The sequence below is a fragment of the Bradyrhizobium sp. 33ap4 genome, assembly GCF_032654765.1.
GTDB lineage: Bacteria > Pseudomonadota > Alphaproteobacteria > Rhizobiales > Xanthobacteraceae > Bradyrhizobium > Bradyrhizobium australafricanum.
The window spans coordinates 27,007-50,774 of the sequence record NZ_JAUMTJ010000061.1; the positions used below are offsets into that span (position 1 = coordinate 27,007).

Annotated in this window: 23 protein-coding genes; 20 read left to right on the top strand and 3 right to left on the bottom strand. The window is 64.8% G+C overall.

The genetic code is table 11. From position 1 onward, the window contains the following. Positions 1 to 18 precede the first annotated feature (18 nt). Positions 19 to 1,617 carry an ABC transporter substrate-binding protein gene (locus Q2M23_RS34720; protein ID WP_316398450.1) on the bottom strand — a complete coding sequence of 533 codons (1,599 nt, stop codon included), beginning with the start codon at positions 1,615 to 1,617 and terminating at the stop codon, positions 19 to 21. 372 nt (positions 1,618 to 1,989) lie between these two features. Here Q2M23_RS34720 and Q2M23_RS34725 point away from each other — a divergent pair, with 372 nt between their 5' ends. The 6 genes from Q2M23_RS34725 (at position 1,990) to Q2M23_RS34750 (ending at position 9,814) form a co-directional block, all read left to right on the top strand. Beyond that, entirely contained in the window at positions 1,990 to 2,238 is a 249-nt protein-coding gene (locus Q2M23_RS34725; protein WP_141340837.1) for a DUF6489 family protein, read from the top strand. A gap of 8 nt (positions 2,239 to 2,246) precedes the next feature. Continuing rightward, positions 2,247 to 3,038 (top strand): alpha/beta fold hydrolase, encoded by a 792-nt coding sequence (locus Q2M23_RS34730; protein ID WP_316398451.1) that lies wholly within the window; start codon positions 2,247 to 2,249, stop codon positions 3,036 to 3,038. Between the two features lie 59 nt (positions 3,039 to 3,097). Next, positions 3,098 to 4,648 (top strand): wax ester/triacylglycerol synthase family O-acyltransferase, encoded by a 1,551-nt coding sequence (locus Q2M23_RS34735; protein WP_316398452.1) that lies wholly within the window; start codon positions 3,098 to 3,100, stop codon positions 4,646 to 4,648. 12 nt (positions 4,649 to 4,660) lie between these two features. After that, positions 4,661 to 5,656, top strand: a complete 996-nt coding sequence (locus tag Q2M23_RS34740) for an alpha/beta hydrolase (protein WP_316398453.1) — start codon at positions 4,661 to 4,663, stop codon at positions 5,654 to 5,656. Between the two features lie 115 nt (positions 5,657 to 5,771). Continuing rightward, entirely contained in the window at positions 5,772 to 9,005 is a 3,234-nt protein-coding gene (locus Q2M23_RS34745; RefSeq protein ID WP_316398454.1) for a bifunctional cytochrome P450/NADPH--P450 reductase, read from the top strand. 134 nt (positions 9,006 to 9,139) lie between these two features. Continuing rightward, a complete protein-coding gene (locus tag Q2M23_RS34750) occupies positions 9,140 to 9,814 on the top strand; it encodes a spermidine synthase (protein WP_316398455.1) in 675 nt (224 codons plus the stop codon). A gap of 65 nt (positions 9,815 to 9,879) precedes the next feature. On the opposite strand, the gene Q2M23_RS34755 is transcribed toward Q2M23_RS34750, so the two are convergent. Together Q2M23_RS34755 and Q2M23_RS34760 are read right to left on the bottom strand one after the other, a co-directional pair. Then, positions 9,880 to 10,344 (bottom strand): nuclear transport factor 2 family protein, encoded by a 465-nt coding sequence (locus tag Q2M23_RS34755; RefSeq protein WP_316398456.1) that lies wholly within the window; start codon positions 10,342 to 10,344, stop codon positions 9,880 to 9,882. Between the two features lie 203 nt (positions 10,345 to 10,547). Next, positions 10,548 to 11,468, bottom strand: a complete 921-nt coding sequence (locus tag Q2M23_RS34760) for an alpha/beta fold hydrolase (protein WP_168857785.1) — start codon at positions 11,466 to 11,468, stop codon at positions 10,548 to 10,550. Positions 11,469 to 11,646: 178 nt separating this feature from the next. Between Q2M23_RS34760 and Q2M23_RS34765 the strand changes: the two genes are divergently transcribed. The 14 genes from Q2M23_RS34765 to paaK all read left to right on the top strand — a co-directional run bounded on the left by Q2M23_RS34765 (position 11,647) and on the right by paaK (position 23,749). Then, positions 11,647 to 12,030, top strand: coding sequence for a hypothetical protein (locus Q2M23_RS34765; protein WP_316398457.1), 384 nt, complete (start codon positions 11,647 to 11,649; stop codon positions 12,028 to 12,030). Then, positions 12,027 to 13,109: a PHA/PHB synthase family protein gene (locus Q2M23_RS34770; RefSeq protein WP_141340843.1), complete on the top strand. Its 1,083-nt coding sequence runs from the start codon at positions 12,027 to 12,029 to the stop codon at positions 13,107 to 13,109. Before Q2M23_RS34765 ends, Q2M23_RS34770 begins: the two co-directional genes overlap by 4 nt. Positions 13,110 to 13,135: 26 nt before the next feature. Next, positions 13,136 to 13,732 (top strand): GNAT family N-acetyltransferase, encoded by a 597-nt coding sequence (locus tag Q2M23_RS34775; protein WP_038383826.1) that lies wholly within the window; start codon positions 13,136 to 13,138, stop codon positions 13,730 to 13,732. A 181-nt stretch (positions 13,733 to 13,913) separates the two neighbouring features. Further along, positions 13,914 to 14,390, top strand: a complete 477-nt coding sequence (locus tag Q2M23_RS34780; RefSeq protein ID WP_028331816.1) for a phasin — start codon at positions 13,914 to 13,916, stop codon at positions 14,388 to 14,390. A gap of 237 nt (positions 14,391 to 14,627) precedes the next feature. Continuing rightward, a complete protein-coding gene (locus Q2M23_RS34785; RefSeq protein ID WP_316398458.1) occupies positions 14,628 to 15,911 on the top strand; it encodes a DUF445 domain-containing protein in 1,284 nt (427 codons plus the stop codon). Between the two features lie 189 nt (positions 15,912 to 16,100). Next, positions 16,101 to 16,871 (top strand): esterase/lipase family protein, encoded by a 771-nt coding sequence (locus tag Q2M23_RS34790; protein WP_057017622.1) that lies wholly within the window; start codon positions 16,101 to 16,103, stop codon positions 16,869 to 16,871. 203 nt (positions 16,872 to 17,074) lie between these two features. Then, a complete protein-coding gene (paaX, locus tag Q2M23_RS34795) occupies positions 17,075 to 17,944 on the top strand; it encodes a phenylacetic acid degradation operon negative regulatory protein PaaX (protein ID WP_316398459.1) in 870 nt (289 codons plus the stop codon). 75 nt (positions 17,945 to 18,019) lie between these two features. Beyond that, positions 18,020 to 19,012 carry a 1,2-phenylacetyl-CoA epoxidase subunit PaaA gene (gene paaA, locus Q2M23_RS34800; protein ID WP_316398460.1) on the top strand — a complete coding sequence of 331 codons (993 nt, stop codon included), beginning with the start codon at positions 18,020 to 18,022 and terminating at the stop codon, positions 19,010 to 19,012. 12 nt (positions 19,013 to 19,024) lie between these two features. Beyond that, positions 19,025 to 19,312, top strand: coding sequence for a 1,2-phenylacetyl-CoA epoxidase subunit PaaB (paaB, locus tag Q2M23_RS34805; RefSeq protein WP_016842890.1), 288 nt, complete (start codon positions 19,025 to 19,027; stop codon positions 19,310 to 19,312). Between the two features lie 143 nt (positions 19,313 to 19,455). Beyond that, positions 19,456 to 20,232 carry a 1,2-phenylacetyl-CoA epoxidase subunit PaaC gene (gene paaC, locus Q2M23_RS34810; RefSeq protein ID WP_229190393.1) on the top strand — a complete coding sequence of 259 codons (777 nt, stop codon included), beginning with the start codon at positions 19,456 to 19,458 and terminating at the stop codon, positions 20,230 to 20,232. Then, positions 20,226 to 20,729 carry a 1,2-phenylacetyl-CoA epoxidase subunit PaaD gene (paaD, locus tag Q2M23_RS34815; protein ID WP_229190392.1) on the top strand — a complete coding sequence of 168 codons (504 nt, stop codon included), beginning with the start codon at positions 20,226 to 20,228 and terminating at the stop codon, positions 20,727 to 20,729. The genes paaC and paaD overlap by 7 nt, the downstream gene beginning before the upstream one ends. Before the next feature lie 2 nt (positions 20,730 to 20,731). After that, positions 20,732 to 21,808: a 1,2-phenylacetyl-CoA epoxidase subunit PaaE gene (gene paaE / locus Q2M23_RS34820; protein WP_057017627.1), complete on the top strand. Its 1,077-nt coding sequence runs from the start codon at positions 20,732 to 20,734 to the stop codon at positions 21,806 to 21,808. Positions 21,809 to 21,947: 139 nt separating this feature from the next. After that, complete coding sequence (paaI, locus tag Q2M23_RS34825) at positions 21,948 to 22,403, top strand: hydroxyphenylacetyl-CoA thioesterase PaaI (RefSeq protein WP_057017660.1); 456 nt, start codon at positions 21,948 to 21,950, stop codon at positions 22,401 to 22,403. 20 nt (positions 22,404 to 22,423) lie between these two features. Then, positions 22,424 to 23,749 (top strand): phenylacetate--CoA ligase PaaK, encoded by a 1,326-nt coding sequence (paaK, locus tag Q2M23_RS34830; RefSeq protein ID WP_316398461.1) that lies wholly within the window; start codon positions 22,424 to 22,426, stop codon positions 23,747 to 23,749. Positions 23,750 to 23,768 lie beyond the last annotated feature (19 nt).

A 23,768-nucleotide genomic window follows, 5' to 3' on the forward strand; every position in this document is an offset into this window, starting at 1 on the left:
CCCAATTCGCCAAAGCCACTATTCACCCTGCTTGGTCGCCCAGTAGAGCAGCACCTGGTTGTCCGCGCGCTGGGTCAATTTGACCTTTTTCGACACGCCCCACACCAGCGGTTGCTGATGCAGCGGAATGTAGCCGTAATCCTTGATGACGATGTCGTAGGCCTGCTTGATCAACTGGTCGCGCTTGGCAGTGTCGCCCTCGATCAGCACCTTGTCGGTGAGCGCGTCGACTTCCTTGTTGCAATAGCCACCGAGATTGGCCTCACCCCTTGTGGCATCCTTCGGATCGTCGCGGCAGCCGAGGATGTCGTGCAGCACGTTGTGCGAGTCGGACGTCGCGGGCGTCCAGCCCAGCATGAAGAACGAGGTCTGGTAGCCGCCGGGCTTCAGCACCTTGGCAAAATACTGCGCCTTCGGCTGCGCCAGCAGGTTCACCTTGACGCCGATGCGGGCCAGCATGCCGACCACCGCCTGGCAGATCGCGGCGTCGTTGACATAGCGGTCGTTCGGGCAGTCCATCGTGACTTCGAAGCCGTTCGGATAGCCGGCGTCGGCCAGCAGCTTCTTGGCACCATCAGGATCGAGCTTCGGCCGGGTGAATTCCTTCGACAGCGGATAAAGCTCGGGGGCGATCATCAACGTCGAAGGGGTCGACATGCCGCGCATGACGCGGGTCTTGATCAGATCGACGTCGATCGTCTTGTAGAAGCCTTCGCGGACGCGGATGTCCTTGAACGGATTCTTGCCCTTGACGTTGGAATACAGCAGCTCGTCCCGCGCCGTATCCATGCCGATGAAGATGGTGCGAATCTCCGGCGCGGTCATGACGGTGGCGACGCCGCTGGAATTGACGCGCTGGATGTCCTGGAGCGGAACCGGTTCGATCACGTCGACTTCGCCCGAGAGCAGCGCGGCAACGCGGGTGGCGTCGGAGCCGATCGGGGTGAAGATGATCTCCTTGAGATTATGCTCGGGCTTGCGCCAATAGCCGGCAAACGCCTTGAACACGGTCTTCACGCCGGGCTGGTGGCTCTCGATCGTGAAGGGGCCGGTGCCGTTCTCGTGCAGCGCCGCGTAGCTCGGCGTGGTTGCGGAGGCCGGCGTCGGTGCGACCGAGTTGTTCTCCTCGCACCACTTCTTGTCCATGATGTACCAGCTATCCCATTGTGAGATCAGAATGGGATTGGGCGAGTCCAGCGTCACGTCGACGGTGTAGTCGTCGACCTTGCTGAACTTGGCGTCGGCCGGGACGTTGCTGAGGAAGTTGGAGCCCTTGGCGCGGACGCGCTCGGCCGAGAACAGCACGTCGTCGGCGGTGAAGGGATCGCCATTGTGGAATTTCACGCCCTTGCGCAGATGGAAGCGCCATTTGGTCGGGCTCAGCGTCTCCCAGCTTTCCGCCAGGGCCGGAATGATCTTGAGGTCCTTGTCGCGCGCGGTGAGGCCTTCGTAGACGTGGGCGTGGTGCGCGATCGTCGTGGTTTCCTTCAGCGTGTAGGGATCCAGCGACTTCAACTCGCCCTGGTTCGCATACTTCAACGTTTGGGCCGATGCCGGCAAAGCAAAGGCGACGAGTGCGGCGACAGTGGCCGCAAACAAACTCCAACGTCCCGACATGTAATCCCGCGTCCCCGTTTTTGTCCGCCGGCTGCTTTGTCCGGCTGGTATTATTGATCCATGTTGCCAGAGTTTACCGGCCGCGCAAGCGCGATTTGCCAAAGGGTTAACCCATCCGCGCGGGTGCAGCGCAATGAACCGGCTTGGAGAGTAGGCTGTAGGCGCGAACGCGTGACATTCGACTTTCGGAGTGCCGCTTGTCGGTCACGGGAATGATCACCGGCGCGCCTCGAGCAACCGCTCCAAACGGTTTGGTTGACCATAACGGATGATTGAGGCCGACTGCCCCCCGGGGCAGGTACGGCTCGCTTGCGCAACTCGCCCCGTCCCGGCGATACTGTGGCGGGCCAAGGCGCATTTGAGGAGGCGGATATGAAAGTCAACGTCGAGATAGATTGTACGCCCCTCGAAGCGCGGCAATTCTTCGGCCTGCCCGATGTGGGGCCGATGCAGGCGGCGGTGATGGACAAGCTGCAGCAGCAGATGACGTCGAACATCGACAAGATCTCACCGGAATCGCTGATGCAGAGCTGGTTCACCTTCGATCCCAAGCTCGCCGAACGCTTCCAGGACATGTTCGTGGCGATGGCCGGCTTCGGCGGCACGAGCAAGAAGAAATAGTGACCGACATGGACAGGAGCGTTGATGGGACCGAACGCCGGTTGCGCCCGCCGAGCCTGTTCCTGATGCTGGCGGAGGCGCGCGGCGTGCTCGAACTCAATTCGAGCCTGCTGCTGTCACCCCTCCTGATGCAGGCGCCGAAGGGCGATGGTCATCCGGTGCTGGCGCTGCCGGGCTTCCTTGCCAGCGACCTTTCGATGGCGCCGATGCGGCGCTATCTCAAGGAGCTCGGCTACGATGCCTATGCCTGGAACATGGGCCGCAATTTCGGCGGGATTTCCAGCAGGCGGGCTGCGCTGCGCGACCTGCTGAAGCGGGTCCATGAGGCGACCGGGCGGAAGGTCTCGATCATCGGCTGGAGCCTCGGCGGCGTCTATGCGCGCGACCTGGCGTCGCAGATGCCGGAGCTGGTGCGCTCCATCATGACGCTGGGCAGCCCGTTCGCCGACGACATCCGCGCCACCAATGCGACGCGGCTCTATGAGCTCTTGTCCGGCGAAGCTGTGGGTGACATCCCTGAGATCCGCGCCGCGATCGCCGGCGACATGCCGGTGCCGACAACCTCGATCTATTCCCGCACCGATGGCATCGTGAACTGGCGGACCTCGCGCGTGCGGCCGTCGGCCACCGCCGAGAACATCGAGGTGCATTTCGCCAGCCATATCGGCCTCGGCGTCAATCCCGCGGCGCTGTGGGCAATTGCGGACCGGCTGGCCCAGCCGGAAGGGGAATTCCGGCATTTTGACCGCTCGGGCCCCTTTGCCATTGCCTACGGGCCGGCAGAACAGGCACTATCCTGACCAAACGACGAGAAGCGCCGCCCAAGGCGCCCGCGTAAGTAGGCTCTCGGGAGGAGACCATGAGCGACGCCAAGAAGCTGTCCTCGCTGGACGCATCGTTTCTCTATCTGGAAACGCCGGAAATGCCGATGCATGTCGGCAGCATGGCGATCTTCCGCCTGCCCGACGGCTACAAGGGCGACTTCTTCGAGGAGTTCAAGGCGATGATCGCCTCGCGGCTGCACATCGCGCCGATCCTCAAGGCGCGGCTGCAGAAGGCGCCGCTCGACATCGATCATCCGTCCTGGGTCGAGGACGACCAGTTCGACATCGACCGCCACATCTTCCGCGCCAGCCTGCCGGAGCCGCGCGATCGCGCGACGCTGGAGCGTATCGTCGGCTGGATGCACGCCAAGCTGTTGAACCGCGCCCGCCCGCTCTGGGAGTTCTACGTCTTCGAGGGCATGAAGGACAACGAGATCGGGCTCTATTCCAAGATGCACCATGCCTGCATCGACGGCGGCGCCGGCGCGGCGCTGACCAGCATGATCTACGACCTGACGCCGGTGCCGCGCGAGATCGAGCCGCCGAGCGCGAAGAAGGTCGCGCAGGAACCGCGCGACATCGCGGCCAATCTGATCGATGCCTATCAGCAACTCTGGACCCAGCCGTTCGAGGCGGCCGCCGCCGCGCAGAAGAGCCTGGAGCTGCCGCGTTCCGGCAAGAGCGACCTCGGCTCGATCCTGTTCGACAACGCCATGTTTCAGATCGAGAGCGCGGTGAAGTTCGCCGGCTCCATGCCGACGGTCATGAAGAGCCTGTCCGACGTCGTCGCCAAGGTCGCCGATCCGAGGTCGCGCGAGAGCCTGCAGGCGATGTCCTCGCCGCCGACCATCCTCAACAAGGCGATCTCGTCCGAGCGCAGCTTTGCCGGCACCTCGATCTCGCTGTCGCGTGCCAAGGCACTGGCGAAGGCGTCCGGCGGCAAGCTCAACGACGTCGTGCTGGCGCTCGCCTCCGGCGTGGTGCGGCGCTATCTGATCAGCCAGGGCGCGCTGCCGAACAAGTCGCTGACGGCAGGCGTTCCGATCTCGCTGCGCGAGGAGGGCAACGCCGAATCCAACAACCAGGTGTTCGGCATGATCTGCTCGATCGCGACCGACATCGAAAACCCAAGGAAGCGGCTCGAAACCATCATCGCGCAGTCGACCAAGTCCAAGGAGATGTCGCATCCGCTGCGCGCTTTGGTGCCGCAGGTCACCAACATCTCGTTGCTGGGCGCGCCGATCCTGGTGCAGATCATGGCGCTGCTTTACAGCCGCTCCGACCTCTCCAACGTGCTGCCGCCGGCCACCAACATCACGGTCTCGAATGTGCCGGGGCCGCGGCAGACGCTGTATGCGGCGGGTGCCGAGCTGCTGCACATCTTCCCGGTTTCGATCTCGACCCACGGCGTGGCGCTCAACATCACCGTGCAGAGCTACCGCGATCAGCTCGATTTCGGCTTCATCGTGGGCGCCAACATCATTCCCCACGTGCAGGTGATGTGCGACATGCTGCCGCTCGAGTTCGATGTCCTCGAGGCGGCGTTCGCTCCCCCGCCCGCGGACATCAAGGGCGCAGCCGAATAAGGATCCCTGTCGATGATTGAGATGCCACCGCTGCAGTTCGCCGAGACGAACGGCATCCGCATGGGGTTTTATGAAGCAGGCCCCAAGACCGACACGCCGCCGGTGGTGCTGTGCCACGGCTGGCCTGAACTGGCGTTCTCCTGGCGCCACCAGATCAAGGCGCTGGGCGAGGCCGGCATCCGGGTGATTGCGCCGGATCAGCGCGGCTATGGCGCGACCGACCGGCCGGAGCCGGTCGAGGCCTACGACATGGAGCACCTGACCGGCGACCTCGTCGGCCTGCTCGACCATCTCAAGATCGACAAGGCGATCTTCGTCGGTCACGACTGGGGCGGCTTTGTCGTCTGGCAGATGCCGCTCAGGCATCATCAGCGGGTCGCCGGCGTCGTCGGCGTCAACACGCCGCATTGGGACCGCGCGCCGATGGATCCGATCGCGCTGTTCCGCCAGCGCTTCGGCGATCACATGTACATCGTCCAGTTCCAGGATCCGGCGCGCGAGCCCGACCGCATCTTCGGCAGCCGCGTCGAGCAGACCTTCGACGCCTTCATGCGCAAGCCGGTGCCGCGTCCGGCGGACGCGCCGCCCGAACAGCCGATCGCCGGCGTCGGCGCCTCGGCGCGGCTCAACCTGGCGTTTCCGCAGATGATCGCGAATTACGACGCCAAGCATGATCCGCGCACGCCGATCCTGTCCGCGGACGAGAAAAAGGTGTTCGTCGACACCTTCATCAAGACCGGCTTCACCGGCGGCATCAACTGGTATCGCAATTTCACCCGCAACTGGGAGCGCTCGGCCGGGCTGGACCATCACGTCCGGGTGCCGTCGCTGATGATCATGGCCGAGAACGACGCGGTGCTGCCGCCCTCGGCCGCCGACGGCATGGAGCGGCTGGTGCCGGACCTCGAGAAGTATCTGGTCAAGGACAGCGGCCATTGGACGCAGCAGGAAAAGCCTGACGAAGTCAGCGCGAAGCTGATCGAATGGCGCAGAAAGCGGTTTGGCTGACGGCAGCGTCGTCATTCCGGGGCGATGCGCAGCATCGAACCCGGAATCTCGAGATTCCGGGTCTGGTCCTTCGGACCATCCCGGAATGACTGAGGTTAGAGGGGGCACTTCGAAAATGGCGTCCGGCAACAGACTGAGTCCGATTCCGCATCCGCCGACGAAGCCGGTGGTCGGCAACATGCTGTCGCTGGACTCGACCGCGCCGGTGCAGCATCTCGTCAAGCTCTCCAAGGAGCTCGGACCGATCTTCTGGCTCGACATGATGGGCGCGCCGCTCGTGATCGTGTCCGGCCACGATCTCGTCGACGAGCTCTCCGACGAGAAGCGCTTCGACAAGGCGGTGCGCGGCTCGCTGCGCCGGGTGCGTGCGGTCGGCGGCGACGGCCTGTTCACCGCCGACACCAAGGAGCCGAACTGGAGCAAGGCGCACAACATCCTGATGCAGCCGTTCGGCAACCGCGCCATGCAGTCGTACCACCCGAGCATGGTCGACATCGCCGAGCAGCTGGTCAAGAAATGGGAGCGCCTCAACGCCGACGAGGAGATCGAGGTCGTCCACGATATGACGGCGCTCACCCTCGACACCATCGGCCTCTGCGGCTTCGACTACCGCTTCAACTCGTTCTACCGCCGCGACTACCACCCGTTCGTGGAATCGCTGGTGCGCTCGCTCGAAACCATCATGATGACCCGCGGCCTGCCGCTCGAGGGTCTGTGGATGCAGAAGCGGCGCAGGACGCTGGCCGACGACGTCGCCTTCATGAACAAGATGGTCGACGAGATCATCGCCGAGCGGCGCGGCAGCACCGCCGCGACCGACGACAAGAAGGACATGCTGGCGGCGATGATGACCGGCGTCGACCGCGCCACCGGCGAGCAGCTCGACGACGTCAACATCCGCTACCAGATCAACACCTTCCTGATCGCCGGCCACGAGACCACCAGCGGCCTGTTGTCGTGCACGATCTACGCGCTGCTGAAGCACCCGGAGGTGCTGAAGAAGGCCTATGAGGAGGTCGATCGCGTCCTCGGTCCCGACGTCAATGCGCGGCCGACCTATCAGCAGGTGACCCAACTCACCTACATCACGCAATGCCTGAAGGAGGCGCTGCGGCTGTGGCCGCCGGCGCCGGCCTACGGCATCGCGCCGCTCAACGATGAGATGATCGGCGGCAAGTACAAGCTGAAGAAGAACACCTTCATCACCATCCTGGTGATGGCGCTGCATCGCGATCCCAGCGTCTGGGGTCCGAACCCCGACGTGTTCGATCCCGAGAATTTCAGCCGTGAGGCGGAGGCCAAGCGCCCGATCAATGCCTGGAAGCCGTTCGGCAACGGCCAGCGCGCCTGCATCGGCCGCGGCTTTGCCATGCACGAGGCGGCGCTGGCGATCGGGATGATCCTGCAACGCTTCAAGCTGATCGACGTGCATCGCTACCAGATGCATCTGAAGGAGACGCTGACCGTCAAGCCGGATGGCTTCAGGATCAAGGTGCGGCCGCGCGACGACAAGGACCGCGGCGCGTTCGCCGGCAGCACGGGCGCGGTTGCGGCCGCGCCGAAGGCTCCGCGCGCGCCGACCACGCGTCCCGGCCACAACACGCCGATGCTGGTGCTCTACGGCTCCAATCTCGGCTCCGCCGAGGAACTGGCGACCCGCATGGCCGATCTGTCGGAGATCAACGGCTTCGCGACGCGGCTGGGTCCGCTGGACGATTATGTGGGCAAGCTGCCGGAGGAGGGCGGCGTGCTGATCATCTGCGCCTCCTATAATGGCGCGGCGCCCGACAACGCGACGCAGTTCGTCAAATGGCTCGACAGCGACCTGCCGAAGGATGCCTTCGCCAAGGTCCGCTACGCGGTGTTCGGCTGCGGCAACAGCGATTGGGCGGCGACCTACCAGTCGGTGCCGCGCTTCATCGACGAGCAGCTCACCAAACATGGCGCGCGCGCCGTCTATCCGCGCGGCGAGGGCGACGCGCGCAGCGATCTCGACGGCCAGTTCCAGAAATGGTTCCCGGAGGCGGCCAAGGTCGCGACCAAGGAATTCGGCATCGACTGGAATTTCACCCGCACCGCCGAGGACGAACCGCTCTACGCGATCGAGCCGGTGGCGCAGGGTGCGGTCAATACCATCGTGACACAGGGCGGCGCGGTGCCGATGAAGGTGCTCGCCAATAGCGAGCTGCAGACCAAGGCAGGCGCTCATCCGTCGGAGCGTTCGACCCGGCATATCGAGGTCGAGCTGCCGTCCAGTCTGAAATACCGCGTCGGCGATCATCTCAGCGTGGTGCCGCGCAACGATCCTACATTGGTCGATTCCGTTGCGCGCCGCTTCGGCTTCCTGCCGGCCGACCAGATCCGTCTGCAGGTCTCGGAAGGCCGCCGCGCGCAACTGCCGGTCGGCAACGCCGTGTCGGTCGGACGGCTGCTCACCGAGTTCGTCGAGCTGCAGCAGGTCGCGACCCGCAAGCAGATCCAGATCATGGCCGAGCACACTCGCTGCCCGGTGACCAAGCCGAAGCTGATGGCCTATGTCGGGGACGACGATGCCTCGGCCGCGCGCTATCGCGCCGACGTCTTGGCGAAGCGCAAATCGGTATTTGACCTGCTCGAGGAATATCCGGCCTGCGAGCTGCCGTTCCACCTCTATCTCGAAATGCTGTCGCTGCTGGCGCCGCGCTATTATTCGATCTCGTCGTCTCCGGCCGGCGAGGCGCAGCGCTGCAGCGTCACCGTGGGCGTGGTGGAGGCGCCGGCAAGTTCCGGCCACGGCATCTACAAGGGCGTGTGCTCGAACTATCTGGCGCGCCGCCGCGCCGGCGACACCGTCCACGCCACCATCAAGGAGACCAAGGCCGGCTTCCGCCTGCCGGACGACAACGCCGTGCCGATCATCATGATCGGGCCGGGCACCGGGCTCGCACCGTTCCGTGGCTTCCTGCAGGAGCGCGCCGCGCGCAAGGCGCAAGGCGCGACGCTGGGGCCGGCGATGCTGTTCTTCGGCTGCCGGCACCCCGAGCAGGACTTCATCTATGCGGATGAGCTGAAGGCGTTCGCAGCCGACGGCGTCAGTGAACTCCACACCGCCTTCTCGCGTGCCGATGGCCCGAAGACCTATGTGCAGCACCTTGTCGCCGCTCACAAGGACCGGGTCTGGGAGCTGATCCAGAAGGGCGCGGTCGTCTATGTCTGCGGCGACGGCGGCAGGATGGAGCCCGACGTCAAGGCGACCTTGATCTCGATCTATCGCGAGCGCACCGGTGTCGACACCGACGCCGCCGCGCGCTGGATCGAGGAAATGGGCACCAGGAACCGCTACGTGCTCGACGTCTGGACAGGCGGCTAGGCTCACGCCTTCGTAGCCCGGATGAAGCGAAGCGTAATCCGGGACAGCGTCTCATGCGGACGGGGCAGACCCCGGATTTCGCTTCGCTCCATCCGGGCTACGGCAGAGGTGCCTGCCATGATACAAACCGCCGCATGATTCCATGGGAAAAGATCGATACCGCGCGCATTCCCGGCACCGAGGGTGAATTGCGTCTGATGCGGCGAGGCCACGAATTCTCGATCATGCTCGGCACCAACGAGCTGATGAACAGCCGCCTGTCGGGCTCGGAAGAGGCGTTGGCGACGCTTGCCGCGAAGAAGATCGAGACGGTCGCACGGCCGCATTTTCTGATCGGCGGCCTTGGCATGGGCTTTACGCTGCGGGCCGCGCTCGCCGTGCTCGGACCCGAGGCGCGGATCACGGTGGCCGAGCTGGTGCCGGCGGTCGTTGCCTGGGCGCGAGGCCCGATGGCGGAGATCTTCGGCGGCAGCCTGAACGATCCGCGCGTGAGCATCCGGGAGGAGGATGTTGCCAGCGTGATCGAACGCCAACCGCTCGGCTTCGATGCCATCCTGCTCGACGTCGATAACGGGCCTGAAGGTCTCACCCGCAAGGCCAATGACGCGCTGTATGATGTCTCCGGGCTCAAGATCGCACACGCCGCGTTGCGGCGCGGCGGCGTGCTCGCCGTCTGGTCGTCCGGTCCGAATGCCAAGTTCCCGAAATCGCTCACCCGGGCCGGGTTCGCGGTCAACGAAATTGCCGTCCGCGCCACCGGCCGAGGCCGCGGTGTCCGCCACGTGATCTGGATCGCGGTCAAGCAATAGCGGGCGTCCCGGCGCGCTCGCCAGCCTGATCATGCCAGTGGCTGAACACAAGCCATCACGATGCCTCAGAACATCGTGTTGCTGTTGGCGGGATTCTCCGGAATGGGCTGCGCCACGTCCCAGTGCTCGACGATCTTGCCGTCCTCGAGTTTGAAGATGTCGATGATCGCGTTGCCGCGGGTGCCGGGCTCGCGCACGGCGTGGACGTGCAGGATCACGTAGTCGCCGTCGACGAATGAGCGCTTGATCTCGCTGTGCGAGTTCGGAAACTTCTCGCGCAGGAAGCCGATGAACTTGCGGAAGCCTTCGCGGCCGTCGGCCGCGCCGGGATTGTGCTGTACATAGCGGTTGTCGACATAGGCGAGCGCCGCGTCGGCGTCCTTCTGGTTCAGCCCCTTCTCGTAGAACGCCAGCACCGCCTTGCGGTTGGCTTCCTGCTGCGCTTCGCTGGCAGCCGCCAGTGCCGATGAAGACGCGAGCGCGAGGAGGAGAGCGGCGACGGCTGTCTGTGGCCGGAGAAGGGTCTTCATCTGGTTGCTCCCGGTGGCTGAGCGTGGATAGCGCTCTCTACAGCGTCCATGCCGCGCCCGGAAGAACGCACTCCTGGCTCACATGGTTACCGGAAGATACCGGAGCCCCGTTCCGATTGAATCGGGACGGGGCTCTCGATTTTGGCTTTGGGGCGTTTTCTTCACGCGAACCGGGATCCACTTCGCTCGAAAACGCTCTGGCCTCACGCCGCCTTCGCCGCCGCGCCATGCGCGTGCTTGTCGATGGCGTCGATGATCTGCGGCCACATCGGAATCGGCAGGGCGTGGCCCATGCCCTCGATCATCACCAGCTTCGCGCCCGGGATCGAGACCGCGGTGTCCTTGCCGCCTTCGGGATGCACCAGCGGATCGATGGTGCCGTGGATCACCAACGTCGGCGCCTTGACGCCGCGCAGGCGCTCCTTGCGGCTGCCGGAGGCGAGGATGGCGCGGAGCTGACGGCCGACGCCCTCCGGATTGAGGCCGCGCTCGAAGGTGCGCCGCGCGCGTTCGGGATCGAGCGCCTCATCTTCAGGGAACGAGCCGTTACGCAGGACTTTCCAGGTCTGCCCGAAGCGGACGAAATACTCTTCCTTGCTCTTCGGTGGCGGCGCCATCAGCACTGCGGTCGCCTCGCGGGTCGGGCCCGGGATCTTTGGATTGCCCGTGGTCGACATGATCGAGGTCAGCGAGCGCACACGCTCGGGGAAGGTGATGGCAACCTCCTGCGCGATCATGCCGCCCATCGATGCACCGACCAGATGCGCGGTGCGGATGCCGAGCGCATCCATCAGCCCGATCGTATCCCTCGCCATGTCGGCCAGCTTGTAGGGCGCTGCGACCGGGATCTTCAGGAAGCGGAGCTTGAGCAATTCGAGCGCGGTCAGCCGCTTGCCGCCGCTCAGGCGGGAGGATTTGCCGATATCCCTGTTGTCGAATCGGATGACGCGAAAACCGCGGGCGGCGAGCTGGCGGCAGAACTCGTCGTCCCAATGGATCATCTGGGCGCCGAGGCCCATGATCAGGAGCAGCGGCTCGGCATTCGCATCGCCAAACATCTCGTAGCAGATGTCGATGCCATTGGCGCGGATGATCTGCGGCGGCTGATGGGCGAGCGTGGTCACGGGCGTCCCCTGCTGGTGTCGCGGTCAGGAACCTCTATGCCACGGATTGACGCAGCGCAGAAGAGCCTCGGCGTCGCTGGTCGCGCCGCGCAGTTGACCGATCAGCAGCAACAGTGTCGTATGGCAGAAACAAATGGAAGCGCGGCAAGCGCCCGAAATTGGTGTGGAGGAGCGCCGCATGGCCGACAAGGGCAACGACCCTGCCGTGATCTGGCAGACGATGATTGGCGAGATGGAGAAGGGGTTCAACTCCTTCGGCAACCAGCTCATGAGCTCGCCGGAATTTTCCAAGGCGATGAACCAGGCCGGCGGCGTTGCGGCCGGCGCGCAGAAGCAGCTCGGCGAGCTGATGGAGAAATATCTGCTGGCGATGAACCTGCCGAGCCGCGCCCAGCTCGTCGGCATGGCCGAGCGCATGCAATCGATGGAGAACCAGCTCAACGAGATCAAGACGCTGCTGCAGCAGGTGCACCACAATTCGCTGGCGCCGGACGACGGCCATGGCGCAACGCCGCGGCCACCGCGCACCAAGCAGCCGCCAGCGGAGGGAGGCAGCAAATGAATGCTCCCACCCCCTTTGATTTCGCCTCGATCTCCGAGCGGGTCCAGTCCGAGGTGCAGCGCGCGATCCAGCGCAGCATCAAGGGCGTCGAGTATTTCTCGAGCTCCGGCCCGTCGCTCGGCTCGACGCCGAAAGACGTGCTGTATTCGCGCGGCACCATGAACCTCTATCACTACCGGCCGCTGGCCAGCGAAGTCTATCGCGTGCCGGTGCTGATCGTGATGGCGACCACCAACCGCGGCTATATCCTCGACCTGGTGCCGGGGCAGAGCTTCATCGAGTTCCTGCTCAAGCGCGGCTTCGACGTCTACATGCTGGACTGGAGTGCGCCGAAGCCCGAGGAAAGATCGCTGCGCATGGAGGACTACGTCCTCGACTTCATTCCGGAATCGGTCCGCCGCGTGCAGCAGGATTCCGGCGAAAAGGACGTCTCGGTGATCGGCTATTGCTTCGGCGGCGTGCTGTCGCTGCTGTACGGCTCGATCTTCAACGACGGGCCGATGAAGAACCTGATCTGCTTCACCACGCCGATCGATTTCCGCGAGATGAAGCTGTTCTCGAATTTCGCCGACCGCCGCTATTTCGACGTCGACCGCCTGATCGACAGCACCGGCAACATGCCGCCCGAACTGATCCTGCAATCGTTCGACATGTTGCGGCCGGCCGCGCGTGTCGTCGGCCAGATCCAGCTCTGGGACAACATCTGGAACGACGAGTTCGTCAAGTCGTACCGGATGTTCGATCGCTGGGCGACCGACACGCTGCCGCTCGCGGGCGAATATTTCCGCTCCATCACCAAGGACCTGATGTGGGACAACAAGCTCTACAACGACACCATGACGGTCGGCGGCCGCGCGGCCAAGCTTGCCGACATCAAGGTGCCGATCCTGCACGCGGTCGCCGAGCACGACCACATCGTGCCGTATGATGCGGCAAAACATCTGATCACCAAGATCGGCTCCGAGGACAAGGAGGAGGTGATGCTGAAGGGCGGTCACGTCTCGCTGGTCGCCGGCGCCAATGCAATCAAGCGGCTGTGGCCGAAACTGGACTCCTGGCTGAGCAAAAGATCGACCTAAGAAGGGTCGACTTGAGAGAGATCGACATGACCGAACAACGTTCCTATCCGCGCCGCGTCAAGACCGAGGCGGGCGACATCGAGTTTCGCCTGATGATTCGGGACCACGAGGCCGCGGTGCTGGCCTTCGCGCAAAAGCTGCCGACGCATGATCTCTTGTTCCTGCCGCGCAACATCAGCCAGCCGAAGGTGCTGTCGGCCTGGATCAACGAGATCGAGCGCGGCGACATCACGAGCCTGCTCGCGATCAAGGACGGCAAGGTGGTCGGCTGCGGCACCCTGGTGCGCGATCCGCATTCCTGGTCGCCGCATGTCGGCGAGATCCGGATGGTGGTGTCGCTCGACGTGCGCGGGCAGGGCGTCGGCCGGGCGCTGTCGCAGGAGACCTTCGCCATCGCGCTCGGTGCCGGGCTGGAGAAGTTCTCGGTGCAGATGACCGTCGATCAGCGGGCGGCGATCGCGCTGTTCGAGAGCCTCGGCTTCAAGGCTGAGGCCCTGCTGCGCGACCATGTCCGCGACGTCGAGGGCAAGACCCACGACATTGTCGTGCTCGGGCACAACGTGGCGCAGGTCCGGGCCCAAATGGAGGCTTACGGAGTGTCTGACGCGGTCAGTGGTAATTAGAAACCGTCTCCTGCTGGTTCTCTAGGCATTCCGCCGGATCTTCGTGCTGTTCACAGGTTCGTGATGTCGCGCTGCAACATAGATGTTGCGACGCACCATGAGGCGTGTCATAACACCGTTGCCCCGGGCCAAACCGGACGGGGTGAGCCCATAGCTCAAACCTGAGGATGGAGAGACCCCAATGACCACCGAAACCAATTCCGTGCTGAACAGCGTCAAGGAAGCCTTCGCGCCCGTCACCGAGGCGTTCACCAAGCTTCAGAACCTGGAAGTTCCGGAAGCCGCCCGTGAGTTCGTGAAGAAGCAGGCCGAGGCCGCCAAGACCCGCGCTGCCGATGCCTATGCCGGCTCGGAGAAGGTGACCAACGTGATCGAGTCCGCCGTTGCCGGTTCGGTGACCGAAGCCGCCAAGATCAGCCGCAACATCCAGCAGGCGATCTACCAGGACGCCGAGGCGTTCTTCGCCGGCATCGACAAGCTCGCGTCGGCCAAGTCGCTGAGCGAAGCCGCCCAGATCCAGTCGGAGCTGGCCCGTGCGCGTGGCGAACTGTTCGTCTCGCGGGCGAAGGCCACCACTGAGTATCTCGGCAAGCTCGTCACCGATGGTGCGAAGACCGCGCAGGACAACTTCGCCAAGGTCTACGGCAAGACCGCCTGATCGCGGCCGCGCTGGCCAACTGCCCTTTTCGAAGGCCCGCCATTTTGCGGGCCTTCTTTTTTGGCGGTGTCCTTCATAGCTCATGTGTCCACCGTCATTCCGGACGACGCGAAGCGGCGATCCGGAATCTCGAGATTCCCCGGTGCGCAATTGCGCACCTGAGGTTCGTGCTTCGCACGCCCCGGAATGACGGCGGTGAGCCATGCTATGCTTCGTTCGTCACCCCCGCGAAACCCCATGACCCTTCCCGCCGCCCTCATCGCAACGCCAGTCGACGTCGAACGCGCGGCCGAGCTGCGGCGCGTCAAGTGGCTGGCGACTGGCGTGCTGGCGGCAACCTTCATCATCTTCATCGCAGCGAAAGCACTGCTGCCGGTGCATCCGGTGTTCGGTTTCATCGCCGCGTTTGCCGAGGCCGCAACCATCGGCGGCCTCGCCGACTGGTATGCCGTCGTCGCCTTGTTCAAGCGGCCGCTCGGCCTGCCGATCCCGCATACCGCGATCATCCAGAGCAATCAGGCGCGCATCGCCGAGAAGCTCGGCGAATTCATCGAGAACAACTTTTTGGAATCCGGGCCGGTCGAGGCCAAGCTGCGCGAGATCGATTTCGGTTCGTTCATCGCCGACTGGCTGCGCGACCGCAAACGTTCCGAGGATCTCGCCCGCTTCGTGCTGCGGATGCTGCCCGAGGCATTCGCGGCGACCGAGAGCTCGGGGTTGATGCAGTTCATCAGCCGCCGCGTCACGACGCAGGTGCTCTCGATCGACCTCGCGCCGCTCGCGGCCGGCGCGCTGCGCGGCTTCGTGCAGGAGGGCAAGCATGGCGGCCTGCTCGACGACATCCTGCGCGTGCTGCACCAGACGCTGACGCAGCAGGAGACCATGGCGGTGATCCGCGACAAGGTCCGCGCCGAGATGCCGACGCTGCTCAGGCTCTATCGTGCCGACAAGTTCGTGGTGAACCGGATCATCGCGTCCGCCGCGAAATTCTTCGAGGAAGTGCGCAACGACCCGCAGCATCCGTTCCGCGGCGAGTTCGACCGCATGCTGCTGTCCTTTGTCGACCGGCTCGGCAGCGACAAGGCATTCGCCGACCGCATCGATGGTCTCAAGCGCGATTTGATGGCGCGGCCGGAGCTTGCCAATCTCGGGCGCACCATCTGGGCCAACGTCAAGGACTTCATCGAACGCAGCGCCTCGGGCGAGTCGCAGGTGCTGCAGCATCAGCTGGCGCGAATGTTGGTCGAGGCCGGCGACGCGCTCGACGGCGACACCGACCTGCGCGGCGAGATCAATCAGGGCCTGGTGGCGATCCTGCGCACCGTCGTCGCCGAGCAGAAGAGCGGCGTCTCGGGCTTCATCGCCGACCAGATGAAGAGCTGGGACATGGAGCAGCTGATCTCCCTGATCGAGGTCAATGTCGGCAAGGATCTGCAATACATCCGCTTCAACGGCGCGCTGATCGGCGGGCTTGCCGGCCTTGCGCTTTACACCCTGGAATACACGCTGCGGCTGCTGTGACCGATTGGGCACGAACGTCACTTTAGTTGTGGCAAGTGTGACCCGGACCGCTTGCACGAAAGTGTCCGGTTCCCTAGCTTTTCAGGACAGATTGTTGCGTTGCGGAACGATTCCGCCGGGTTTGAGTCAATCCCGTTGACCATTCTCGTTGGTCCCATTGCCGGCGGTCCTGCCGGAAGAGGAGCTGAAATGTCCGTTGCTGCGCAGACGCTACGCCCGCCGTCCAGGACGCTGATGTTTCTGGAAGGCCGCGCCATTCATGAGCTCGGCGCCTTTCTTGGTGCATTGCCGCTGCTCAGCCTCGCGCCGCGCGGCGATGGGCATCCGGTGCTGGTGCTGCCGGGGCTGATCGCTTCCGACATGTCGACCCGGCCGCTGCGCGACTTTCTCAGGAGCAAGGGCTACGCCGTCAGCGGCTGGCGCCAGGGCCGCAATCTCGGGCTTCGCGCCGGCGTGCAGGACGGGATGGTCGAGCTGCTGCAGGAGATGAATGAAACCACCGGCCGCAAGGTCTCGGTGGTCGGCTGGAGCCTCGGCGGCCTCTATGCGCGCCAGCTCGCCAAGATGATGCCGGAGCGCGTGCGCCAGGTGATCACGCTCGGCAGCCCGTTTGCCGCCGGCCCGAAGTCGACCAACGCCTGGCGCGTCTATGAGATGGCCAGCGGGCGTCGTGCCGACGAGGAGGATTCCCGTTTCGGCGGCTCGCTCGCCAGCGCGCCGCCGGTGCCGACCACCGCGATCTTCAGCCGCACCGACGGCGTCTGCGCCTGGCAGGGCTGCCGCGAGCAGGCCTCGTCGATGACCGACAGCATCGAGGTCGAGAGCAGCCATTGCGGCATGGGTCATCATCCGGCCGTGGTCTATGCGGTCGCCGATCGCCTCGCGCAGAAGGAAGGCGAGTGGGCGCCGTTCGATCGCAGCGGCTGGCGCAGCATCGTTTATCCGGATCCGAATCGCTGACTTGCTTGCCTCGCCCCGCTTGCGGGGAGAGGCCGGATCGCATGAAGCGCAGCGCAATGCGATCCGGGTGAGGGGAGTCTCCACGAGCGCAACTCGCACCGTGATTGCGGAGAGCCCCCTCATCCCGAGCTTCTCCCCGCACGCGGGGAGAAGGAGAAGACCCTGCATTGTCGTGAATCGACAAAACGCGCTATGCGTTGGGCATGCCACAGCCGCTTGCCCGCATCGTCGATCAGCTGAAGCGCGAGCCGTCACGCACCGGCTCGATCATCATCACCGTGTTCGGCGATTCCATCGTGCCGCGCGGCGGCTCGGTGTGGCTCGGCACGCTGCTGGAATTCTTCAAGTCGCTCGACATCGACGGCAATGTGGTGCGCACCGCGATGTCGCGGCTCGCCGCCGACGGCTGGCTCGAGCGCAACAAGGTCGGCCGCAACAGTTTTTATCGGCTGAACGCCAAGGGCCGGCAGACCTTCGACACCGCGACTCGGCACATCTACGATCCGCCGCCGTCGGACTGGACCGGCCGCTTCGAGCTGTTGTTGATCGGCAATGCCGAGGACCGCGACGCCGCGCGCGAGGCGTTGAAGAATGCTGGCTTCGGCACCCCGCTGCCCGGCGTATGGGTCGCGCCGTCGGGCGTGCCGATCCCCGATGAAGCGTCGCGCGCGATCCGGCTCGAAGTCTCCGCGGAAGATGACAGCGGAAGGCGGCTACTCAGCGAAAGCTGGCCGCTCGACCGCACCGCGGACGCCTATCTGAAGTTCATGAAGACGTTCGAGCCGCTGCACGGCTCGATCATCCGCGGCGAGACGCTGAGCGACGCCGACGCCTTCACCGCGCGCATTCTCTTGATCCACCATTACCGCCGCGTCGTGCTGCGCGATCCGCTGCTGCCGTATCAGCTGCTGCCGAAGGACTGGCCGGGCAGGGCGGCGCGGAAACTCTGCGGCGAGATCTATCGCGGGCTGCTTTCGCCGTCGGAACAATGGCTTGACGACCACGCAAAAAACCAGGACGGGCCGCTGCCGAAGCCCAACGGCGCGGTGGCGCGCCGTTTCGAGGGTGTCTGAATATATTACAAAAACTTCTTGCATTCGAAAATTTGTGTTATATATGCTGCCTAACAACACATTGGGAGGTCGGCCATGTACACGCAGGCGCTCAACTCATCCGACGGCGACGATCGCGGCGTCGAGGATGTCGCCCGTGCCAGTCAGTTCCAGGCCCGCATCGATGCCGACGAGCGCATCGAGCCGAACGACTGGATGCCCGCCGCCTACCGCAAGACGCTGACGCGGCAGATTTCCCAGCACGCCCATTCCGAAATCGTCGGCATGCTCCCCGAGGGCAACTGGATCACCCGCGCGCCGTCGCTGCGCCGCAAGGCCGCGCTGCTCGCCAAGGTGCAGGACGAATGCGGCCACGGCCTCTATCTCTACGCCGCCGCCGAGACGCTCGGCACCTCGCGCGAGGAGCTGGTCGACGCGATGCTCTCGGGCAAGGCGAAATATTCCTCGATCTTCAATTATCCGACGCTGACCTGGGCCGACATCGGCGCCATCGGCTGGCTGGTCGACGGCGCCGCGATCATGAACCAGATCCCGCTGTGCCGTTGCTCCTACGGCCCCTATGCGCGTGCGATGATCCGCGTGTGCAAGGAGGAGTCGTTCCACCAGCGCCAGGGTTTTGAGATCATGGTGACCCTGTGTCGCGGCACCGCGGAGCAGAAGGCGATGGCGCAGAACGCGCTCGATCGCTGGTGGTGGCCGGTGCTGATGATGTTTGGTCCGCCGGACCAGGTCAGCCAGCACAGCGACACCTCGACCAAATGGAAGATCAAGCGCTTCTCCAATGACGAGTTGCGCCAGAAATTCATCGACGCCACCGTCCCGCAGGCCGAATTCCTGGGCCTGACGATCCCCGATCCCGGCATGAAGCAGAACGCTAACGGCAATTGGGAACACAGCCCGATCGACTGGGACGAGTTCAAGCAGGTGCTGGCAGGCAACGGCCCCTGCAACCGCGATCGTCTCGCCGCGCGCCGCAAGGCGCATGAGGAGGGGGCCTGGGTGCGCGAGGCCGCGATGGCCTATGCCGAGAAGCGCAAGCGCCGCCAGCTCGCGCAAGCCGCAGAATAAGGGAGCGCCGCCATGGCCACGCCGAACGTTCCGCTCTGGGAAGTCTTCATCCGCAGCCGCAATGGCCTGGCGCACAAGCATGTCGGCTCGCTGCACGCGGCCGACGCGACGCTCGCCCTGCAGGCCGCGCGCGACATCTACACCCGCCGCGGCGAGGGATTGTCGATCTGGGTGGTGCCCTCGAACGCGATCACCGCGTCCGATCCGTCCGAGAAGGGCATGATGTTCGAGCCGGCGGAATCCAAGATCTACCGTCACCCGACCTTTTACGACGTCCCCGACGAAGTCGGGCACATGTGAATTTCACCCGTCATGGTGAGGAGGCGCGCAGCGCCGTCTCGAACCATGACGCCCGATCGTAACCGCGGCCAACCTTCGAGACGCCTGCTGCGCAGGCTCCTCAGGATGACGTCGAGCAAGTGGATGCAGGTGGAATAGAGAACATGGCAACCGCCAACATCGAAGTCTCCGAAACGCCGCTGGTGCTCTACGCGCTGCGCCGCGCCGACGACGCGCTGATCCTCGGCCATCGGCTGTCCGAATGGTGCGGCCATGCGCCCGCGATGGAAGAGGACATGGCGCTCGCCAATATGGGGCTCGACCTGCTCGGTCAGGCCCGTGAGCTCTACACCTACGCGGCCAAGGTCGAAGGCCGAGGCAACGACGAAGACAAGTTCGCCTATCTGCGCGACGTCCGGCAGTATCGCAACCTGCTGCTGGTCGAGCAGCCGAACGGCGACTTTGCTCGCACCATGGTGCGGCAATTCTTCTACGCGGCATTCGCCGATCTCTACTGGCGCGCGATGATGGCCTCGTCCGATCCGACGCTCGCCGCGATCGCGGCGAAGTCGGAGAAGGAGAGCGCCTATCATGTCAGGCATTCGTCGGAATGGATCGTTCGCCTCGGCGACGGCACCGAGGAGAGCCATCGCCGCGCGCAGGATGCGATCGACGACCTCTGGGCCTATACCGGCGAGATGTTCACGATCGATGACGGCGAGCGCGGCCTGATCGATGCCGGCATCGCGATCGACCCAGCGGCGCTGCAGCCGCGCTGGCTGAAGACGGTCACCGGCATCGTCAACGAGGCGACGCTGGCGTTGCCGAGGAGCGATTGGATGCAGCAGGGCGGCCGCAGCGGCCGGCACAGCGAGCATCTCGGCCATCTCCTCAGCGAGCTGCAATCGATGCAGCGGACCTTTCCGGGGGCAACATGGTGACCGTCGCGCTCAGCGATGCCGATCTGCGCCGGCGCGCCTGGAGCGCGGCCGCGCAGGTGGTCGATCCCGAAATCCCGGTGCTGACCATCGCCGATCTCGGCGTACTGCGCGATGTCGCGGTCCACGACGGTCATGTCGAGGTCGCGATCACGCCGACCTATTCCGGCTGTCCCGCCATGAACATGATCGCACTCGAGATCGAGCTCGCTCTGGCGCGTGAAGGCATTCATGGGCCGAAGGTCCGCACCGTGCTGTCGCCGGCCTGGACCACCGACTGGATGAGCGAGGACGGCCGTCGCAAGCTGAAGGAGTACGGCATCGCGCCGCCGCTGCCGGGCTCCTCGCGCCGCGCGCTGTTCGGCGAGCAGGCGGTCGCGTGCCCGCAGTGTGGCTCGGGAGATACCGAGCTGCTCTCCGAATTCGGCTCGACCTCCTGCAAGGCGCTGTGGCGCTGCAGGAGCTGCCGTGAACCCTTCGATTACTTCAAGTGTCATTGACCATGTCGACACCGCGCTTTCACCGCCTGTCCGTCAGCGATCTGCGCCGCGAAGCGTCGGACGCGATCTCGATGACTTTTGCGATCCCCGACGATCTGCAAGGCGACTACCGTTTTACGCCGGGCCAGTATCTGACGCTGCGCACCACGATGGATGGCGAGGAGGTTCGCCGCTCCTATTCGATCTGCTCCGGTCCCGACGACGGCGAATTGCGCATCGCGGTGAAGAAGGTCGACGGCGGCGCATTCTCGAACTGGGCGGCCGAGGAATTGAAGACCGGCGACGAGCTCGACGTGATGACGCCGACCGGGCGTTTCGGCGTCGCCCACGCGCCGGGCGAGGCGCGGACCTATGTCGGCTTTGCCGCCGGTAGCGGCATCACGCCGATCCTCTCGATCATCAAGGGCGTGCTGGCGCGCGAGCCGGACAGCCGCTTCTTCCTGTTCTACGGCAACCGTTCGACTGAGGGCGTCATGTTCCGCGAGGCGCTGGAGGAGCTGAAGGACCGCTTCATGCAGCGGCTCTCGGTATTCCACGTCATCTCGGGCGAGGAGCAGGACATTCCGATCCTGCACGGCCGGCTCGACGGCGAGAAGGTGCGGGTGCTGCTGCGCTCGCTGGTGCCGGCCGAGACGGTCGATCACGTCTTCGTCTGCGGTCCGGCCGCGATGAGCGAGACCATCGAGGCCACCTGCCGCGAGATCGGCATCGCCGACGAGCGCATCCATGTCGAACGCTTCGTGTCGGAATTCGGCGGCAAGCCGCGGGCGAAGGTCGTCGTTCCGGCCGGCGCGCCGCCGAAGGCGATTGCCGGGCTGATCATCGACGGCAAGCGCCGCGAGGTCCCGGTGGCCGACGGCGAGTCGATCCTCGACGCTGCGCTGCGCGCCGGCATGGACCTGCCGTTTGCCTGCAAGGGCGGCATGTGCTCGACCTGCCGCGCCAAGCTGGTCGAAGGCGAGGCGCCGATGGACCTGAACTATTCGCTGGAGCCGTGGGAGCTGAAGGCGGGGTTCATCCTCACCTGTCAGGCCAAGCCGTGCTCTGAGAAGGTCGTGGTCGACTACGACCACGTCTGAGATTGTCGTCATTCCGGGTTCGCTGCTGCGCATCGCCCCGGAATGACGGAAGTAGCGTTGACGCCTCGTGCGTCGCGCTTGAAATTGAAGTTCGGCACAAGAGGCCCTCCGCAACGGGCCCGCGCACAGGGAGTTCGATGTGAACGTGAAGGCCACGCTATCGCCCGAGGACGTTGCCCGCGCCTGCGCGGACGCGATGTGGAAGGAAGACGACGCCAGCAAGGGCCTCGGCATGGAGCTCGTCGAGATCAGGCCGGGGCAGGCGGTGATGGCGATGACGGTGCAGCCGCACATGGTCAACGGCCAGCGCATCTGTCATGGCGGCTACATCTTCACGCTGGCCGATTCAGCCTTCGCCTTTGCCTGCAACAGCCGCAACGATCGCGCGGTGGCGGCGCAGGGCAACGTCACTTTCATCCGGCCCGGCAAGCTTGGCGACCGCCTGGTGGCGACCGCGCGCGAGATCTCGCGCAATGGCCGCTCGGGAATCTACGACGTGAGCGTGACCTCCGGCGACAGCGTGATCGCCGAATTCCGCGGGCATTCGCGCGTGATAGCGGGCACCTGGCTGCCGGATACGGACATCAAGGCATAAAGGCTTCAGGGGAAACGTCGATGGCAACGGCAAAGCTCAAGGACAGCGGTTATCACGCCGAGCTCGATGCGGCCGAGCGCGCCTCGCGCGACGAGATCATGGCGCTGCAGACCAGGCGGCTGGCCTGGTCGCTCAAGCATGCCTATGACAATGTCGCGCACTACAGGAAGGCGTTCGATGCCGCCGGCGTGCAGCCGTCCGACTTCAGGCAGCTTCCCGATCTCGCCAAATTTCCGTTCACGGTGAAGACGGATCTGCGCGACAATTATCCCTTCAACATGTTCGCGGTGCCGCGCGAACAATTGGTGCGGGTCCATGCGTCCTCCGGCACGACCGGCAAGCCGATCGTGGTCGGCTATACCAAAGCCGATATCGACACCTGGGCGGACGTGATGGCGCGCTCGATCCGCGCCGCCGGCGGCCGCACCGGCATGCTGATGCACAATGCCTATGGCTATGGCCTGTTCACCGGCGGCCTCGGCGCGCATTACGGCGCCGAGCGGCTCGGCTGCACGGTGATCCCGATCTCCGGCGGCATGACCGAGCGGCAGGTGCAGCTCATCAACGACTTCCGGCCCGACATCATCACGGTGACGCCGAGCTACATGCTGGCGATCCTCGACGAGTTCAAGCGACAGGGCCTCGACCCGCGCAAATCGTCGCTCAAGTTCGGCATCTTCGGCGCCGAGCCCTGGACCAATGCGATGCGCGTCGAGATCGAGCAGGCGTTCGACATGGACGCCACCGACATCTATGGCTTGTCGGAGGTGATCGGTCCCGGCGTCGCGCAGGAATGCGTGGAGACCAAGGACGGCCTGCACATCTGGGAGGACCACTTCTATCCGGAGGTGATCGATCCCCTGACCGGCAAGGTGCTGCCCGACGGCGAGAAGGGCGAGTTGGTGTTCACCTCGCTGACTAAGGAAGCCTTTCCGATCATCCGCTACCGCACCCGCGACCTGACGCGGCTGTTGCACGGCACGGCGCGGCCCGGCATGCGGCGGATGGAGAAGGTGACCGGCCGCTCCGACGACATGATCATCCTGCGCGGCGTCAACGTGTTCCCGACCCAGATCGAGGAAGCGCTGCTGGCGACCGACTGGTGCGGCGGTCACTTTGTCATCGAGCTGACCCGTGAGGGCCGCATGGACGAGATGACGGTGCTCGCCGAAGCCCGGCCGGAGAGCTGGGACGGCGAGGGGCTGACTGCACACGCCGAGAAGGTCTCCGCCTTCATCAAGAACACGATCGGCATCTCCACCCGCGTCCGCGTCGTTGCGCCCGAGACGCTGGAGCGTTCGCTCGGCAAGGCGAAACGTGTTTACGACAAGCGGCCGAAAGAATAGCCTAATCCCTGCAATTCAA